Source organism: Serratia sp. TSO36 (assembly GCF_057808395.1).
In genome coordinates this window covers 105,265-122,334 of the sequence record NZ_JBJZOU010000024.1, presented here as the reverse complement: position 1 = coordinate 122,334, position 17,070 = coordinate 105,265, and the positions used below count along the sequence as shown (strand labels likewise).

The window sequence follows — 17,070 nt, the reverse complement described above, 5'->3', positions numbered from 1 at the left end:
TCGTCTGTTTGTCAGGCCTGCGAGTAGTCGCGGGCGCCAAAAATTGCGGTGCCGATGCGCACCAGGGTGCTGCCTGCGGCAATCGCTGCCGCCATATCGTCCGTCATGCCCATAGATAGCGTATCGGCCTGCGGATAACGCTGACGCAGGGCGAGAAATGCGTCGTTCATCTGGTTGAATACCGCCAGCTGCCGCTGATAATCCGCTTCTGGCGCCGGGATGGCCATCAGGCCGCGCAGCGTCAGGTTCGGCAGCGCAGCGATCGCTTCGGCCAGCGCTGGCAGTTCGCTTAACGCGATGCCGGATTTGCTTTGCTCGTCGCTGATGTTGATTTGAATCAGCACGTTGAGCGGCGGCATGCCGGCCGGGCGCTGATCGCTCAGGCGCTGGGCGATGCGCAGCCGATCTACGGTATGGCACCAGGCGAAGTGTTCCGCCACCAGCCGACTCTTATTGGATTGCAGCGGGCCGATAAAGTGCCACACCAGCTCGCCGCCCTGCGGCGACTCGGCGAAATGCCGGATCTTGTCTACCCCTTCCTGCACGTAGTTCTCGCCGAAGGCGCGCTGGCCGGCGGCGATGGCTTCTTCGATCGCCGCCACAGGTTTGGTTTTGCTGACTGCAAGCAGGGCAACTTCTTCTGGCGCCCGCGCGCAGTTTTGCGCGGCGGCCGCGATGCGGTTTCTGACATCCTGCAGGTTCTGTTGGATAGTGCTCATTATTGACCCGGGAGAGTGATATGGATATCGATGAATTCGTGGCCCTTAGTGTAAAGCATAATGCTTCCGATCTGCACCTTTGTGCCGGTCATCCGCCGATGTTGCGCATCGACGGTGAACTGCAGCCGCTGGCGGCGGCGCCAACGCTGACGGCGCAAGGCGTGCAGGCCCTCTGCGACGGATTGCTGAATGCGCAGCAGCGCGAGAGCCTGCGGCGGCTGGGGCAGATCGATCTGGCGCTGCACAGGCCGGGCGGGGAGCGGCTGCGGGCCAACGTTTTTCAGCAAAGCGCGGGGATGTCTCTCGCGTTGCGGCGCATCGCCGGGCAGGCGCCTTCGCTTGCCGAGCTGGCGGCGCCGGCCATCGTCCCGGCGCTGCTGCGGCGCGACGACGGGCTTCTCCTGGTCACCGGCGCCACCGGCAGCGGCAAGTCCACCACGCTGGCGGCGATGATCGACGAGATCAACCGGCACCAGCCGCGGCACATTTTGACGCTGGAGGATCCGATCGAATTCCTGCACCGCAGCCGGCGTTCGCTGATCCAGCAGCGGGAGATCGGGCGCGACAGTCACAGCTTCGATGCGGCGTTGCGCGCCGCGCTGCGCGAAGATCCGGATGTGATCCTGTTGGGCGAACTGCGCGATATCGCCACCATCCGGCTGGCGCTCACCGCGGCGGAGACCGGCCATCTGGTGCTGGCGACGCTGCACACCCGCAGCGCGCCGCAGGCGGTGGAACGGCTGGTGGACGTGTTTCCGGCGGAAGAGAAACCCTATGTGCGCGCCCAGTTGGCCGGCAGCCTGCAGGCGGTGATCGCGCAAAAGCTGATGAGGCGGCCCGGCGGTGGGCGAGTGGCGATCTTTGAGGTGCTGACGGCGACGGCGGCGGTCAGCAACCTGATCCGCGAAGGGAAAACCCATCAGTTGGCGAGCGTGCTGCAAACCGGCGCGCAGTCCGGCATGCAAACCTTTGAGCAAGGTTTGCAGCAGCGGATCGACGCCGGCGTGTTGGGGGAGAGTGCGGAGGAGGGAACGGAGGGTTAGCCCAGCTGCCGTTCGAACCAGCTTTCGAGGATCACCACCGCAGAGGCGGAATCCACGCTGCCTTTGTCGAGCGCGCGGAAGCCGCCGCGATCGAACAGGTTGGCGCGCGCTTCCACGGTGCTCAGGCGCTCGTCATGCAGATCGATCTGGATGCCGAAGCGGCCGTGCAGGCGGTTGGCGAACTTGCGCGCCTGGGCGGTCACGGGTTGTTCGGTGCCGTCCATGTTCAGCGGCAGGCCGACCACCACCAGATCCGGCTGCCACTCCTTCATCAGCTTTTCGATTTTCAGCCAGTCCGGCGAGCCGTCCTGCGCTTTGAAGGCGGGCAGGGCGCGGGCGCTGCCGGTCAACTCCTGGCCGACGGCCGCGCCGATGCTTTTGGTGCCGAAGTCGAAGGCGATAATGGTGCGGTTGCTCATCAGGCGTGTCCTGCGTGGTTGGCGATGCTGCGAATGTCGATACCCAGAAGGTTCCCCGCCTCGCGCCAACGGCTGGCGATCGGCGTGCGGAACAGAATGTCGGTGTTGGCCTCGATGGTCAGCCAGGCGTTCTCCAACACCTCCTGCTCCAGCTGGCCCTTTTCCCAGCCCGCATAACCCAGCGCCACCAGCACGTCGTCCGGTTGTTCCGGGGTGCCGAGCGTTTCCAGCACGTCTTTCGAGGTGGTGATCATGGTGTTGGGGGAGATTTGAATGCTGGCGCCGAAGCCGTGGCGCGGCGTATGTAGGATAAACCCGCGATCGTCCGCCAGCGGGCCGCCGGCGAACACCGGTTTGTCCAGGCTGATGGCCGGATCGCGCGCAGGCGGCATGATCTTCAGCTTGCTCAGTACCGTGGCTACCGTGAACTGCTCCACCGGTTTATTGATCACCAAACCCATGGCGCCTTCTTCGTTATGCTCGCAGACGTAAATCACCGAGCGCTTGAAGCGAGGATCCTGCAGGGTGGGCATGGCGATCAGAAAATGGTGCTGTAAATTCATGGCGTTAGTATAAGGTAATCAATGGGTGAGAAAATAAACAGCCGCCAGTATGCGGCTATACCCGCCGCCTTTCAAGCCGCGAAAAGGCGGCTTTGGCGGGCGCGATGCTGGATAGCGGACGGCAGGCCGCCCGCATGCGCATTACTTCGCCGCCAGGCGCTTTTCAATCGCGTCCATCAGCATGCCGGTAATCGAGATGGGGAATGCCGCCTCAATTTCGCGTGCGCAGGTTGGGCTGGTCACGTTGATTTCGGTCAGGCGATCGCCGATCACGTCCAGGCCGACGAAGATCAGCCCTTTCTCTTTCAGCGTCGGGGCGACGGTGCGGGCGATTTTCCAGTCGCTCTCGCTCAGCGGGCGCGCTTCGCCACGGCCGCCGGCCGCCAGGTTGCCGCGGGTCTCGCCCTGCGCCGGAATGCGTGCCAGGCAGTAAGGCACCGGCTCGCCGTCGACGACCAGGATGCGTTTGTCGCCGTCCTTGATCGCCGGCAGGAAGTTCTGCGCCATGCAGAAACGGCTGCCGTGTTCGGTCAGGGTTTCGATGATCACCGATAGGTTAGGATCGTCCTGCTTCACGCGGAAGATAGACGCGCCGCCCATGCCGTCCAGCGGCTTCAGGATGATGTCGCCGTGCTGCTGGTGGAATTTGCGGATGTGCGCGGCGCTGCGGCTGACCAGCGTGTCCGGCGTCAGCTCAGGGAACCAGGCGGTGAACAGCTTCTCGTTGCAGTCGCGCAGGCTTTGCGGCTTGTTGACCACCAGCGTGCCTTTGACCTCGGCGCGCTCCAGAATGTAGGTCGCGTAGATGTATTCGGTATCGAACGGCGGATCCTTGCGCATCAGGATCACGTCCAGATCGTGCAGCGCCAGATCCTGCTCGCTGCCGAAGCTGAACCAGTTCTCCTTGTCTTCCTTCACGCTCAGCAGGCGGGTACGGGCGCGCCCGTCACCGGCGTGCAGATAGAGATCGTTCATCTCCATGTAGTGCAATTCGTAACCGCGGCGCTGCGCTTCGAGCAGCATGGCGAAGCTGGTGTCTTTCTTGATGTTGATGGAGTCGATAGGGTCCATCACGATGCCGAGCTTAATCATCTTTTCTCCTTTAACCCAGGTCGCCGAAGCGGACCTGCAGAGCGGTAATGGCGGTGAGCGCTGTGGTTTCGGTACGCAGAACGCGTGGTCCCAACAGAATATCAGTAAATCCGTGGTCGGTGGTCATGGCGATTTCGTCGGCGGACAAACCGCCTTCCGGGCCGATCAGCAGGCGGACGCGGTCTACCGGCTGCGGCAGGGTGTTGATGCTGTGGCTGGCGCGCGGATGCAGGTTGAGCTTCAGGCTGCCGTCTTGTTCGGCGCACCAGGCTTCCAGCGACATCGCCTCGCGGATTTCGGGAATGCGGTTGCGGCCGCACTGTTCGCAGGCGGCGATGGCGATCTTTTGCCATTGCTGGATTTTCTTCGCCAGACGCTCGCCGTCCAGTTTGACGCCGCAGCGCTCGGAAAACAGCGGGGTAATGACGTTGACGCCCAGCTCGATGGATTTCTGGATGGTGAACTCCATCTTCTCGCCGCGCGAGATCACCTGGCCCAGATGCAGGTTGAGCGGCGATTCGATGTCGTCCACGCGGCCGTCGCTGAGGCGCACCAGCACGCTCTTTTTGTCCACCCGGACTATCTCGGCGTCGAACACCTGGTTGCTGCCGTCGAACAGCTGCAGCGCCTGGCCGGCGCTCATGCGCAGCACGCGGCCGACGTGGTTGGCGGCGTCCTCGCTGAGGGCGATCTCCGCCCGATCGGTCAACGGCTGCGGATGGTAAATGCGGGGTATGCGCATGGGTAGTCTGATCCTGACGAAACGGCGCCGCGGGTTGGCGGCGCCATGAAAGATAAAGGCTATAGTAGGTTAGCTTTTCCGCTGCTGACAAGCCTGTTGAATATAGGGGTTGTGGTTGCCCTGCACCTTGGCGATACGTGCTTCACGCTGACATTCCCATTGGCTCACCGGATATTGCCGGTTCCACACCTCGAACAGCTGGGTTTGCTGGCGTGACAGCCGCAGCTGGTAGCGATCGCGCATGTAGAAGTAGGTGCGGGCGATGGCGCCGCGGGCGCGGGCGGGCGGCTCCGCCTGTTTATTCTTGAAGTCCACCTTCATCGGGCATTGCCCGTACTGGCCGGCGCCGCCGTTCCATTGGCTGTACATGAAGTTGTTGCGGTCGCCGTTCACTTCGCCGATCGCCGGCTGCAGGTTATGCAGATCGGTTTCTATCTGGCGATAGGTGGCGTCCTTGTTGCAGTTCTTGCGCCCGCCGTCCTGCCAGCACTGCAGCTGGTGGCCGAACTGCCAGGCCGGCACCACGTGTTCCCACTCGATACGCTGCGCGCGTTGGGCGTTTTTACGCACCTGATAGCCGCAGCCGGCGAGATCCGGGATGCCCTTCTTGCCTTGCCAGTCGATGCGGCAGCCGCAGTAAAAGCTGCCCGGCGCATCCTGGTTAATCTTGGCCGCCGCCGCCTTGGCCTGAGAAAAATTATTGATGCCGTGCGCCTGTACGGCGCCTGCGGCGAAAACCGCCATAAACAAAATTCTGCGAAGCATATTCCAAAACAGCTCAAAATTGGAAAAGCAGGCAGGGTAACGGAACTTGCCGGCAGTGGCAAATGGCGATATTTGCTTGTTTTAACGTATAAATCGTTTAACTAAAGGTTCTCGCTAGCGAGAAATTTCAGTTTTTCGCCGCACCGGCGGCAGCGGTATTCGCTTTCGCCGCGCAGCACGCGATTATGGCGGCGAATGGTGAGCTGGTGCTGCCCGCAGCCGCAGCGATAGGGGAAGGTTTTGCTTTGCACCGAGGCGGTTTCGAAGCGGTGGGTGCGGCTGGCGGGGGTCAGCAGCACGCTTTCCATCATCCAGCGCCATTCGCGGCCGTGCGGCGCCACCCGGCCGAATTGGCGAAACACCAGCAGGTGCGCCAACTCGTGCGGCACCACTTCATCGATAAACGGCTGTTGGTTTTCCAGCAGCAGCACCGGATTCAGGCGGATTTCCCAGCTTTGCAGCCAGGCGGTGCCCGCGCTGGTGCCGCGTTGCTGATAGACGATGCTGGGTTCGGGGAACTCGACGGCAAAATGCCGGCGGGCCAACTGCAGCTTTTCTCGCAGGCAGCGCATCACCGCTTGTTGCAGCGCGATGGGGATTCTTGGTTTGTTCATTGCGGCCTAGCTTAAGCAATGGCGCGGCGGCTGACAATATACCCCGGCGTAAATCCGCATACCCCGGCGTAAATCCGCATCCGACGCTTTCTTGGCGCTGCGCGCCGGTTTTTCGCCACATTGATAAGGCGATCGCCGCCGATGGATTGTAATCAATGTGTTAACTGCGGGATAATAAAGCGTGCATGATGAGCCTGTACCCGCAGTTCTCACCGAGCAAGGTTGAAACGCCGCCTGTGGTAATCCCTTACGCAAAGAGCGGTTATTTTGCGATTTGGCGCAATAACTGACTGATTAAAAATACGTAAGGTGGAGGCAGTTTTTTGACAAGGCGCCGAGCCGTGCGCCGCAAGTGTGAATTTAACGCAGCTGATGTTGCAAGTGAGAGATCAATGTCGAATAAACCGTTCCACTATCAAGATCCGTTCCCGCTGAAGAAAGACGATACCGAATACTACCTGCTGAGCCGCGACCACGTTTCCGTGAGCGAATTTGAAGGCCAGGAAATTCTGAAAGTTGCCCCTGAAGCGTTAACCCTGCTTGCCCAGCATGCGTTCCACGACGCCTCGTTCATGCTGCGCCCGGCGCACCAACAGCAGGTGGCCGATATCCTCGACGATCCGGACGCCAGCGAAAACGACAAGTACGTTGCGCTGCAATTTCTGCGTAACTCAGAAATCGCCGCCAAGGGTATTTTACCGACCTGCCAGGACACCGGCACGGCGATCATCGTCGGCAAAAAGGGCCAGCGCGTCTGGACCGGCGGCGGCGATGAAGCCGCGTTGTCGCGCGGGGTGTACAACACCTACATCGAAGAGAACCTGCGCTATTCGCAGAACGCCGCGCTGGATATGTATAAAGAGGTCAATACCGGCAGCAACCTGCCGGCGCAGATCGATCTCTACAGCGTGGACGGTGAAGAGTACAAGTTCCTGTGCATCGCCAAGGGCGGCGGTTCCGCCAACAAAACCTATCTGTATCAGGAAACCAAGGCGCTGCTGTCGCCGGGCAAACTGAAAAATTACCTGGTCGACAAGATGCGCACGCTGGGCACCGCGGCTTGCCCGCCGTACCACGTGGCGTTCGTCATCGGCGGCACCTCGGCGGAAGCGACGCTGAAAACCGTCAAGCTGGCTTCGACCAAGTATTACGATGGTCTGCCGACCGAAGGCAACGAGCATGGCCAGGCGTTCCGCGATCTGGAACTCGAAGCGGAACTGCTGCAAGAAGCGCAGAACCTGGGGCTGGGCGCGCAGTTCGGCGGCAAATACTTCGCGCACGATATCCGCGTGGTGCGCCTGCCGCGCCACGGCGCGTCGTGCCCGGTCGGCATGGGCGTCTCCTGCTCGGCGGACCGCAACATCAAAGGCAAGATCAACCGCGACGGCATCTGGCTGGAAAAACTGGAGCACAATCCGGGGAAATTCATTCCTCAGGAGCTGCGCCAGGCCGGGGAGGGAGAGGCGATCAAGGTCGATCTCAACCGTCCGATGGCCGAGATCCTCAAACAGCTGTCGCAGTACCCGGTTTCCACCCGCCTGTCGCTGAGCGGCACCATCATCGTCGGCCGTGATATCGCGCACGCCAAGCTGAAAGAGCGCCTGGATCGCGGTGAAGGCCTGCCGCAGTACGTCAAGGATCACCCGATCTACTACGCCGGCCCGGCCAAAACGCCGGAGGGCTACGCGTCCGGTTCGCTGGGGCCAACCACCGCCGGGCGTATGGACTCCTACGTCGATCTGCTGCAATCCCACGGCGGCAGCATGATCATGCTGGCGAAAGGCAACCGCAGCCAGCAGGTAACGGATGCCTGCCACAAGCACGGCGGTTTCTATCTCGGCAGCATCGGCGGCCCGGCGGCGGTGCTGGCGCAGCAGAGCATCAAGAGCCTGGAGTGCGTGGAGTACCCTGAGCTGGGCATGGAAGCGATCTGGAAAATCGAGGTGGAAGATTTCCCGGCGTTTATCCTGGTGGATGACAAAGGCAATGACTTCTTCCAGAAGATCCAGGCCGGTCAGTGCTCCAGCTGCCTGAAATAAGCGCGGCCCCCTTCGCCGCCTGCGGGCGGTGAAGGGGATTGTGTAAAGTCCTGTAGCCTGCTGGACGGCGAGTTTTAACCTGTATACCCTACGCGGACAGCACTAAAATTCGACTAATGGAATATCGGCAACAGAAGGCTCGGCAAGCACATGAGTACGCAGGAAAGTCATATCAAGGAATTGCTGGTCTGGATTGAGGATAATCTGACCAATCCGCTGTCGTTGGATATCGTTTCCGCCAAGTCAGGCTATACGAAATGGTATCTGCAGCGCATGTTCAAGAAGCAGACCGGATTATCGTTAGCTTCGTATATCCGCGCTCGCCGCCTCTATCTCGCTGCCTTCGCCTTGCGTTTCACGCAGAAGAGCATCCTCGATATCTCGGTCGAATACCAATTCGATAACCAGCAGACGTTCTCGCGCTGTTTCAAGAAACACTTCGCCGAATCGCCCAGCGTCTATCGCCATGCCCGCAAGCAGGACTTCAGCAATCTGGTGCGTTCGCTGGCGGCCAGCCAGCCGGGTGATATTCAGGTTGAACGCGTCAGCATCGCCAGCGGGCAATACGCCTTTCACGGCAAGCAGTACGCTTATCACCTGGATATCGAGAAGCTGGACAAGTCGCACCTGCCGCAGCGCAGCGCGCTGCGGGCGCAGTTCTATACCTTATTGGGCGAGCGCCCGATGCAAACCTATTCGTTTACCCAGCTGGTGCCGGACGGCGAGCGGGTCAGGGTCGATTATACCCTAGGCGTGACGACGGAATACCCGCTGCGCGAAGGCGTGGTGCTGGAGCCGCTGCCGGAGATCCACGGCGAGTTTTGCCGTTTTCGCTATTCCGGCAAGCCGGTGGCGCTCAACGATCACATCATTAAAATTTACACGCAGGTGCTGCCCGAAATGGGGCTGGCCCGCGGTGACGGGCCGGACATGACGGTGTTCAGCTATTCGCTGAGCGGGAAAGAGGAGCTGCATCTGGAGCTGCAGCATCTGGTGCCGGTGGTGCCGCTGCATTGAGCCCGTCGGCGGCCGGCAGCCGGTTTTTTTGCTGCACGATCGCCGCCATCACCGCCAGGGCGATCTCCGCCGGGGTTTTGCTGCCCAGCGGCAGGCCGATCGGCGCATGGATGCGTTCCAGCTCCTGCGGGGTGAATTCGGCAATCTGCTGCAAACGCTGGCGCCGCCGCGCGCTGTTTCTGAGCGAGCCCATGGCGCCGATGTAAAACGCCGGGGTGTGGATCGCTTCCATCAGCGTCAGGTCGTCCATGCGTGGATCGTGGGTCAGCGCCACGACGGCGGTATTGGCGTGGCAACCCCCTTCCTCAATGAATTTGGCCGGAAACTGACGCAGCAACGTCACACCCGGTTTCAGCTCGGCGGCAAAGTTATCCAGCGCCTCCGGGCGGTTCTCGCACACCAGCACCTCAAACCCCAGCGCCACGGCGAAATCGGCGCAGTACAGCGCCACGCTGGACAGCCCGGCGATCAGCAGGCGCGGCGCGGCCGCGATGTGCAGGGTGATCTGCTCGAGCCGGCGTTCGACCTGCGTGGCGCTGGTGAAGTGGCTCTGCTCGAGGCTGTGGCAGGCGTTGGGCAGCGTCAGGCGTTTGATCAACGCATGATGCCCTTCCAGCGCGCCGGCGATGCGTCGCAGGTAAGCGATGCTGTCTTCACCCGCCGGCAGGTATTCGATCAGCACGTCCAGCACGCCGCCGCAGGGCAGCGCCACGTTGGGCGTCATGCCGCCTTCGCCGTAACGGATCACCTGGCTGGCCGCCTGGTACTCCCCGGCGGCCACGCGGCGCAAAAAATCCTCCTCCACGCAGCCGCCCGACAGCGAACCGCTGTAGCGGCCGTCGCGGGTCGCCGCCATCAGCGCGCCCGGCGACCGCGGCGAAGAGCCGTAGGTGCTGAGCACGGTGCATAACCAGACCGGCTGTTGCTGCAGCCAGCTTATCGCCTGGCTGACCACGGTGACATCAAGATGTTGCATAGGTGAATTTACTCGCTAGCCGGGAGTTGCGATGGAAGATCAATATCCTGCACGACGTCGGGGTGCTCAAGCGGCAGCAGGTGCACTGCCGCGCCTTGCAGCAGTTCACGTGCGCCATTATCGCCGCGCAGTTGGCAAAGTGGTTTGCGCAATAGGGCGGAAAAGCCGACCGGGTGGCCGGGCTGTTGCGCATAGCAGGGGCGCACGATCGCGTGCTGCCGTAAGGCATCCGCCACCTGCCGGAAAACATCGGCGCCGACGAACGGCATATCGGCCAGGTGGATCAGCCAGCCCTGCCAGTGCGGCGTGGCCGCAACGCCCGCGGCGATCGAGTCGCCGAGGCCCGCGCTGGCGAGCAGGGTGACCGGCACCTGATTGGCGGCGCAGGCTGCCAGCACCGGCAGATTATCCGGCCGGGTCACCACCTGTACCGGCAGGTCGGAGGCCAATGCCTGGCGCAGGGTGTGTTCGAACAGCGATCGCCGCTCGCCCGCTGCATCGGCAAACCCGGCGTTCAATTTGTTGCCCTGGCCGCCGGCCTGAATAAAGCGCTCCCCGCGTCCGGCGGCGGTAATGACAATGCCCGTGGTCATGGTTGAAGTCCGCGTTTGCGCAAATTATTTATTAGCCTACAAACTACCTGTGTTTTGTAAATGTTTTTTTGTTGAAAACAGCCTGTTAATCATCACATAATTTTAGTTATAAGCATATGCTTATGACGTCTACGGCAAGGTCGTCAGCGTTTGCGCAACAACACCGCGAACAAAAACCAATTACAAGAAAGACGTGAAGGACTTATTTATGAGCAATTTCAACCCGTCGCGGCGCCGCTTTATCAAAGGCGCCGTGATTGCGGGGGTGTCTGTGTACCTCGCGCCCCTGTACAGCCGCGCCTACGCCGCGCTGTTCGAGCAAAAAATCCTCCAGTCACCCAACTGGGATCCGCAGACCAAACGCGTCCGTTTCCGTATCGATGGCCGCGCCAAGGTCATGGGGCAGAAGGTGTTCGCGCGCGATATCCGCGCGGTGGACATGCCGCACTGGCCGCAGAAACAGGCGCACGCCTTCATTCTGCGCGTCACTAAAGCCGACCGGCTGTTCGAGGGCGTCGATCTGACGCTGCTGGGGGACGACCTGCAGCCGGATCGCCTGGTGACGGCGGAAGATCTGGCGCGCGACGGCCTGGCCTTCCCGGCGTTCTACGGCGACGACATGCTGCTGCCGAGCGGCAAAACCCCGACCTACCTCGGCCAGGCGGTGGCGATGCTGATCTATCACGACTTCGCGCGTTTCCGCTTCGCCAAGGACAAGCTGAAATTCCGTGAGGAAACCATCAAATACGGCGCGGTCACCGGCCCGCTGGAGCGCGATCCCTGGGGCAGCTTCCGCTATGTGCGGGTGGGGGGCGATCAACCGTTCGACGACGATCGCTTCTCCAGCCTGAAGGACACGCCGATCTTCCCGGTGTCGATGAAAAAACACCTGCCGGTGTGGCCGGAAGGGCGCGAGGGCGGCAAGCTGGATCAGGAAGGCATGCGCTATGCAGGCCTGATCGCCGACGAGATGACCAATCCGCCGGCCGATTGGCTGGTGATGTCGCGCCGCTACACCACGCAGTCGATCGACACCTCGGCGCTGGAGCCGGACAACGCCAACGGCTGGTTCGACGCCGAGACGCAAACGCTGCATCTGGTGGTGCCGACCCAGTCGCCGCAGGAAGTGGCCGACGAGATGCCGCGCATGCTGGCCAAGCGCAATCCACCGGTGAAACAGCTGATCCTGCACCCGTGCTACACCGTGGGCTACGGCTCGAAAGATCACTACAACTTCCCGTATTATGGCGCGGTGGCGGCGATGTACGGCGACGGCCACCCGGTGCGCCTGGCCAACGATCGCTTCGAGCAGTTCCAAACGGCGCTGAAGCGCCACGCGTTCGATATGAATTACCGCATCGCGGTGAATCGCCAGACCGGCGTTATGCAGTCGTTCCTCGGCGACATGACCGCGGACGGCGGCGGCCGCAGCAACTTTACCCCTTCGGTGGTGATGGTCGGCGCGACCGCCGCCCAGTCGATTTACTACTTCCCGAAAAGCGATCTGTCCTCGGTCGGGCTGGCCTCGCGTGCCATCGACGCCGGCTCGGCGCGCGGTTACGGCACGCTGCAGAGCATGGCCGCCACCGAGATGATGGTGGATGAACTGGCCGCCGAACTGAAGATCGACCCGATCGAATTCCGCCTGCGCAACGTGTTGAAATCCGGCATGAAAAATACCCAGGGGGCGATCCCGGCCGGTGCGATCCGCGCCGATGAAGTGCTGGAGAAGGCGGCGAAGCATGAGATGTGGCTCAAGCGCGCCGAACGCAAGGCCGAGTTTGAGAGCCGCCATCCCGGCAAGCGCTATGGCGTTGGCTTCGGCTGCGTGCAGAAAGACTTCGGCACCGGCGCGGAAACCTCGTTCGCCCGGGTGGAGCTGAGCGAAGACGGCCGCATCACGCTGCACCACAGCGGCGCGGAGATGGGCACCGGCATGTCGACCTCGCAGTCGGTGCTGTGTGCGCAGTGGCTGGGCAAACCGGCCGACGAAGCGCATTTCTCGGTCACCGACTGGTCGGTGCTGCCGATGGTCACCAGCGGCGATCCCTACCTGATGTCGCAGGAGGAGCAGGACAAGCTGCAAACCAACCCTAACTGGACGCCGAGCTACTGTTCGCCGTCCAGCGCCAGCAACTCGGCCTATTACTTCTCGCACAGCACCCGCGAAGCGGCGCGCCTGATCTTCGATCACGGCATCTGGCCGGCGGCGATGGCGCTGTGGCAGGCCGGCATCGGCGGCGGCCAGGCGGCGCCGCTGGTGGTGCGGCGTGAAGATGCGCGTTGGGTCGAGGGTGGCCTGACGGCGGCGGGCATGTCGGTGCTGAGCCTCGAACTGCTGGCCAAGACGGCTTATCAGATGGGCGGCGTCACCGGCGCGGCGGTGCACGTCTTCAACCGCTGGCAGTGGGCGGAGGCCGATTTCACGCTGAGCGGCAAAAGCGAACGCCTGCCGATCGACGGCATGGCGCTGCGCAACGCCGGCGGCGAATTCAAACCGCTGGCGCGTGGGCAGGTCTACTACCCGCCAACCCAGCGTAACAATGCGGCGGTGACCTACTACAGCGCCGTTGGCACGCTGGCGGAAGTGGCGATAGATATCGCCACCGGCCAGGTGGAATTGCTGAATCACCATTCGATCATGGAGTGCGGCAACCTGATCGTGCCGGAACTGGTTTCCGGCCAGCTGCAGGGCGGGCTGGCGATGGGGATCGGCCATGCGCTGCACGAATATTTACCGCTGTACGAAGACGGGCCGGGCAACGGCACCTGGAACTTCAACCGTTACCACCTGCCGCGCGCCAGCGACGTGGCGGTGTGGAAGCAGAGCGGCGACATCTTGCCGGCGTTGTCGGAAACCGATCCGCCGAAAGGCATGGCGGAGGTGGTGATGATCCCGATCGTGGCCGCGCTGGTCAACGCCATCGCCGACGCCACCGGCCACCGTTTCCGTGATTTGCCCGTTCGTGCAGAAAATATTCGTGAGGTATTACAATGAGCATTAAAACCCAGCCGATCTCCCTGACCATTAACCAGAAGCAATACGGCCCAATCGAGGTGCCGGAAGGCCTGATGATGATCGATTTCCTGCACGAATACCTTGACCTGACCGGCTCGCGCCTCGGCTGCGGGCAGGGCATTTGCCACGCCTGCGTGGCGATCGTCGATCACCCGAGCGGCACCAGCGAAGAGGTGCGCACCTGCATCACCGGCGCGCATTTCTTCAACGGCAAGAAAGTGCGTACCGTCGAAGGCCACGCCAGGGTGGACGAGCAGGGCGAGGTGGTTGAACTGTCGCCGATCCAGCAGGCGTTTCTGGAGCACTACAGCTTCCAGTGCGGCTACTGCACGCCGGGCTTTGTCAATGCCGCCACCATTTTCGTGGAAAAGCTCAAGCGTGAGCCTATCGCTCGCGAGCAGTTGGAAAGCGCCATCGAGCAGGCGCTGGACAGCCACATCTGCCGCTGCACCGGCTACGTACGCTACTACGAAGCGGTGCGCGACGTGGTGCTGAAAACGCCGGGCCTGCTCAAGGAGACGGCGCAATGAAAAAACGTCTCGCAGTATTGATTTTGCTGGTGGCGATCGTGGTGATTGCGCTGCTGTGGTGGCGGGAAAACCGCCGTTACGACGGCCCGGTGCAGCAGGTGACCGCCGGCGCCGAACAGATCGCCCGTGGCCGCTATCTGGCGCAGGCCGCCGACTGCGCCGCCTGCCATACCGCCAGCGGCGGGGCGCCGTTGGCCGGCGGCTATCCGCTGGAAACGCCGTTCGGCACGATTTACGGCAGCAATCTGACGCCGTCGGCCGACCACGGCATCGGGCGCTGGACCAAGGACGACTTCTTCCTGGCGCTGACGCAGGGCGTGGCGCCGGGCGGGCGGCACCTGTACCCGGCGATGCCATATACCTCGTACAAGGGCATGTCGCGTCAGGACGCCGACGACATCTACGCTTACCTGATGACGCGCCCGGCGGTGGACGTGGCCATTCCGGCCAACGAGATGCCGTTCCCGTTCAACCAGCGCATGGCGCTGATCGGCTGGAACCTGCTGTTCCGCAGCCAGGATCCGCTGCCGGCCAGTTCGCAGGGCAGCTCGCCGCAATGGCAGCGCGGCCGCTATCTGGCCGACGTGCTGGGCCACTGTGGCGAATGCCACACGCCGCGCGGCGCGCTGGGGCAGATGGATCTCGCCAAGCCGATGCAGGGCGGCGATCTCGGCCGCTTCATGGCGCCGGACATTACGCCGCACGGCCTGGCGCAGCGCGGCTGGACGCCGCAGGACGTCAGCCGCTTCCTCAGCACCGGCCTCGCGCCGCAGGGTTCCGCCTTCAGCGAGATGCACATGGTGGTGGATCTCAGCACCCGGCATTTAACGCCGGAAGACCATCAGGCGCTGGCGCTGTATCTGATGGGCGAGCAGCCGCCGGCGGCTGTGCAGGTGAAAATGGGCCAGGGCAGCGATGCCGGGCGCATGGCCTATCTGGATCAGTGCGCCGGCTGCCACGCGCGCGAAGGCGAGGGCAAACCGCACGTCGCACCGGCGATGCGCGATAACGCCACGCTGCGCCAGGTGGACGGCAAGAACCTGATCGTGTCGGTGTTGGACGGCCTGCCGGCTCAGCAGTTCCCGAACGGCGAAAGCATGCAGAGCATGCCGGGCTTCGGCGAACGGCTGAGCGATGCCGACGTGGCGGAGCTGGTGAATTATCTGCGCGTGACCTGGGGCGGCTTGCCGGCGGACATCACCGCCGAACAGGTGAAAGCGCTGCGCAAGTAAGCGGCGTTCAGGCGAAAAAAATGGCCCGCATCAGCGGGCCATTTTACTGTGCGGTCACGGGGTTCAACGGCTGGTGACGCCGTCGACGCGTTGGCTGCGCTGTTTGATGGCGTAACCGACGGCCAGGATCGCCACCCACACCGGGATCAGCAGCACCGAGATTTGAATGCCCGGCGTCAGGTACATGATCACCAGGATGCCGGCCATGAACAGCAGGCACAGGTAGTTGCTGAACGGGTACCAGAACGCTTTGAACTTCGGCACCACACCTTCGCGATTTTTAGCGGCGCGGAACTTCAGGTGCGCCAGGCTGATCATCGCCCAGTTGATCACCAGCGCCGATACCACCAACGCCATCAACAGTTCGAAGGCGCGGCCCGGGATCAGGTAGTTAATCAGCACGCACAGCGCGGTGGCGAGGGCGGAAATGCCGATGGCCACCACCGGCACGCCGCGGCCGTCGACCTTCAACAGGCTTTTCGGGCCGTTGCCCTGCTGCGCCAGGCCGTACAGCATGCGGCTGTTACAGTAGACGCAGCTGTTGTACACCGACAGCGCGGCGGTAAGCACCACGATGTTCAGCACGGTCGCCACCAGGTTGCTGTTCAGCGCGTGGAAGATCAGCACGAACGGGCTGCCGCCTTCGACCACTTTGCCCCAAGGGTACAGCGACAGCAGAATGGCCAGCGAACCGATATAGAAGATCAGAATGCGGTAGATCACCTGATTGGTGGCTTTCGGAATGCTCTTTTGCGGGTCGTCGGCTTCGGCGGCGGTGATGCCGACCAGCTCGAGGCCGCCGAAGGAGAACATGATCACCGCCATCGCCATCACCAGGCCCATGACGCCGTTCGGGAAGAACCCGCCCTGCGCCCACAGGTTGGTGACGGTGGCTTCCGGGCCGCCCATGCCGCTGAACAGCAGGTAGGCGCCGAACACGATCATGCCGATAATTGCCACCACCTTGATGATGGCAAACCAGAACTCCATCTCGCCGTAAACTTTCACGTTGGCCAGGTTGATGGCGTTGATCGCCAGGAAGAATACCGCGGCGGAAACCCAGGTGGGGATCTCCGGCCACCAGTACTGCACGTAGATGCCGACCGCGGTCAGTTCCGCCATCGCCACCAGGACATACAGCACCCAGTAGTTCCAGCCGGAGGCGAAGCCGGCGAAGTTGCCCCAGTATTTGTAGGCGAAGTGGCTGAAGGAACCGGCAACCGGCTCTTCCACCACCATCTCCCCCAGCTGGCGCATGATCAGAAACGCGATGAAGCCGCCGATGGCGTAGCCGAGAAGCACTGACGGGCCGGCCATTTTTATTGTTTGAGCGATACCGAGAAATAACCCGGTGCCGATTGCGCCACCTAAGGCGATGAGCTGAATATGGCGGTTTTTCAGGCCGCGTTTCAGCTGGTCACCATGCTGTTGACCATCCATCAATCAAACCCTCTGTCGTTGTGAATGCCCACATGCCTGTAAAGCAGTGGTTACGATGTGTGTTTTGTTTTATTTACGGCGTTATAGCTATTAATTCCACGGCGCCGCTACCGTTTGGCAGAGAATAATGTTATGTGCGTCGATTTGCACCTGCTTTGTCGTGTGAGTGATTAAGATTGCAGCAGTTTAGGAAACAAAATGCGGGTTGTGTGACGGCGGGGGGGATTCAGTGCATGAAATAAGCAACAAATCACATAATGCGCAAAA

Annotated in this window: 16 protein-coding genes; 6 read left to right on the top strand and 10 right to left on the bottom strand. The window is 62.1% G+C overall.

Going from position 1 to position 17,070, the window contains the following annotated elements:
• Nucleotides 1-11: 11 nt before the first annotated feature.
• On the bottom strand, nt 12-719 hold the full coding sequence (locus ACK3CV_RS21330) for a YggS family pyridoxal phosphate-dependent enzyme (RefSeq protein ID WP_033649587.1): 708 nt from the start codon (nt 717-719) through the stop codon (nt 12-14).
• Between the two features lie 20 nt (nt 720-739).
• On the opposite strand from ACK3CV_RS21330, the gene ACK3CV_RS21325 reads away from it, so the two are divergent.
• Nucleotides 740-1,762, top strand: coding sequence for a type IV pilus twitching motility protein PilT (locus ACK3CV_RS21325; RefSeq protein ID WP_121535382.1), 1,023 nt, complete (start codon nt 740-742; stop codon nt 1,760-1,762).
• Here the strand turns inward: ACK3CV_RS21325 and ruvX are convergent.
• From ruvX to ACK3CV_RS21295, 6 genes are all read right to left on the bottom strand, one after another.
• Complete coding sequence (gene ruvX / locus ACK3CV_RS21320; protein WP_164040437.1) at nt 1,759-2,181, bottom strand: Holliday junction resolvase RuvX; 423 nt, start codon at nt 2,179-2,181, stop codon at nt 1,759-1,761. The two genes, ACK3CV_RS21325 and ruvX, sit on opposite strands and share 4 nt — an antisense overlap.
• Nucleotides 2,181-2,744, bottom strand: a complete 564-nt coding sequence (locus ACK3CV_RS21315; RefSeq protein ID WP_033635940.1) for a YqgE/AlgH family protein — start codon at nt 2,742-2,744, stop codon at nt 2,181-2,183. The genes ruvX and ACK3CV_RS21315 overlap by 1 nt, the downstream gene beginning before the upstream one ends.
• A gap of 141 nt (nt 2,745-2,885) precedes the next feature.
• A complete protein-coding gene (gshB, locus tag ACK3CV_RS21310; RefSeq protein WP_033635939.1) occupies nt 2,886-3,836 on the bottom strand; it encodes a glutathione synthase in 951 nt (316 codons plus the stop codon).
• A 10-nt stretch (nt 3,837-3,846) separates the two neighbouring features.
• Entirely contained in the window at nt 3,847-4,578 is a 732-nt protein-coding gene (gene rsmE, locus ACK3CV_RS21305; protein ID WP_164040439.1) for a 16S rRNA (uracil(1498)-N(3))-methyltransferase, read from the bottom strand.
• Between the two features lie 69 nt (nt 4,579-4,647).
• Nucleotides 4,648-5,343, bottom strand: coding sequence for a deoxyribonuclease I (gene endA / locus ACK3CV_RS21300; RefSeq protein ID WP_025304243.1), 696 nt, complete (start codon nt 5,341-5,343; stop codon nt 4,648-4,650).
• A 101-nt stretch (nt 5,344-5,444) separates the two neighbouring features.
• Nucleotides 5,445-5,957 (bottom strand): SprT family zinc-dependent metalloprotease, encoded by a 513-nt coding sequence (locus tag ACK3CV_RS21295; protein WP_016930082.1) that lies wholly within the window; start codon nt 5,955-5,957, stop codon nt 5,445-5,447.
• A 392-nt stretch (nt 5,958-6,349) separates the two neighbouring features.
• Between ACK3CV_RS21295 and fumA the strand changes: the two genes are divergently transcribed.
• Both fumA and ACK3CV_RS21285 read left to right on the top strand, forming a co-directional pair.
• Nucleotides 6,350-7,996 carry a class I fumarate hydratase FumA gene (gene fumA / locus ACK3CV_RS21290; protein WP_033635936.1) on the top strand — a complete coding sequence of 549 codons (1,647 nt, stop codon included), beginning with the start codon at nt 6,350-6,352 and terminating at the stop codon, nt 7,994-7,996.
• Nucleotides 7,997-8,146: 150 nt separating this feature from the next.
• Complete coding sequence (locus ACK3CV_RS21285) at nt 8,147-9,013, top strand: helix-turn-helix domain-containing protein (RefSeq protein ID WP_033635935.1); 867 nt, start codon at nt 8,147-8,149, stop codon at nt 9,011-9,013.
• Here ACK3CV_RS21285 and ACK3CV_RS21280 read toward each other — a convergent pair.
• Both ACK3CV_RS21280 and ACK3CV_RS21275 read right to left on the bottom strand, forming a co-directional pair.
• Nucleotides 8,937-9,989 carry an XdhC family protein gene (locus ACK3CV_RS21280; protein ID WP_049194746.1) on the bottom strand — a complete coding sequence of 351 codons (1,053 nt, stop codon included), beginning with the start codon at nt 9,987-9,989 and terminating at the stop codon, nt 8,937-8,939. The two genes, ACK3CV_RS21285 and ACK3CV_RS21280, sit on opposite strands and share 77 nt — an antisense overlap.
• An 8-nt stretch (nt 9,990-9,997) precedes the next feature.
• Nucleotides 9,998-10,582, bottom strand: a complete 585-nt coding sequence (locus ACK3CV_RS21275; RefSeq protein ID WP_164040441.1) for a nucleotidyltransferase family protein — start codon at nt 10,580-10,582, stop codon at nt 9,998-10,000.
• Between the two features lie 208 nt (nt 10,583-10,790).
• Here ACK3CV_RS21275 and ACK3CV_RS21270 point away from each other — a divergent pair, with 208 nt between their 5' ends.
• Genes ACK3CV_RS21270 through ACK3CV_RS21260 form a run of 3 tightly spaced genes read left to right on the top strand, consistent with a single transcriptional unit; the run spans nt 10,791 to nt 15,363 of the window.
• Entirely contained in the window at nt 10,791-13,580 is a 2,790-nt protein-coding gene (locus ACK3CV_RS21270) for a xanthine dehydrogenase family protein molybdopterin-binding subunit (protein ID WP_164040443.1), read from the top strand.
• Complete coding sequence (locus tag ACK3CV_RS21265) at nt 13,577-14,131, top strand: (2Fe-2S)-binding protein (RefSeq protein WP_033635931.1); 555 nt, start codon at nt 13,577-13,579, stop codon at nt 14,129-14,131. Before ACK3CV_RS21270 ends, ACK3CV_RS21265 begins: the two co-directional genes overlap by 4 nt.
• Nucleotides 14,128-15,363, top strand: a complete 1,236-nt coding sequence (locus ACK3CV_RS21260) for a cytochrome c (RefSeq protein ID WP_164040444.1) — start codon at nt 14,128-14,130, stop codon at nt 15,361-15,363. The genes ACK3CV_RS21265 and ACK3CV_RS21260 overlap by 4 nt, the downstream gene beginning before the upstream one ends.
• Nucleotides 15,364-15,426: 63 nt before the next feature.
• On the opposite strand, the gene ACK3CV_RS21255 is transcribed toward ACK3CV_RS21260, so the two are convergent.
• Nucleotides 15,427-16,803, bottom strand: coding sequence for an amino acid permease (locus tag ACK3CV_RS21255; protein ID WP_033635929.1), 1,377 nt, complete (start codon nt 16,801-16,803; stop codon nt 15,427-15,429).
• Nucleotides 16,804-17,070 lie beyond the last annotated feature (267 nt).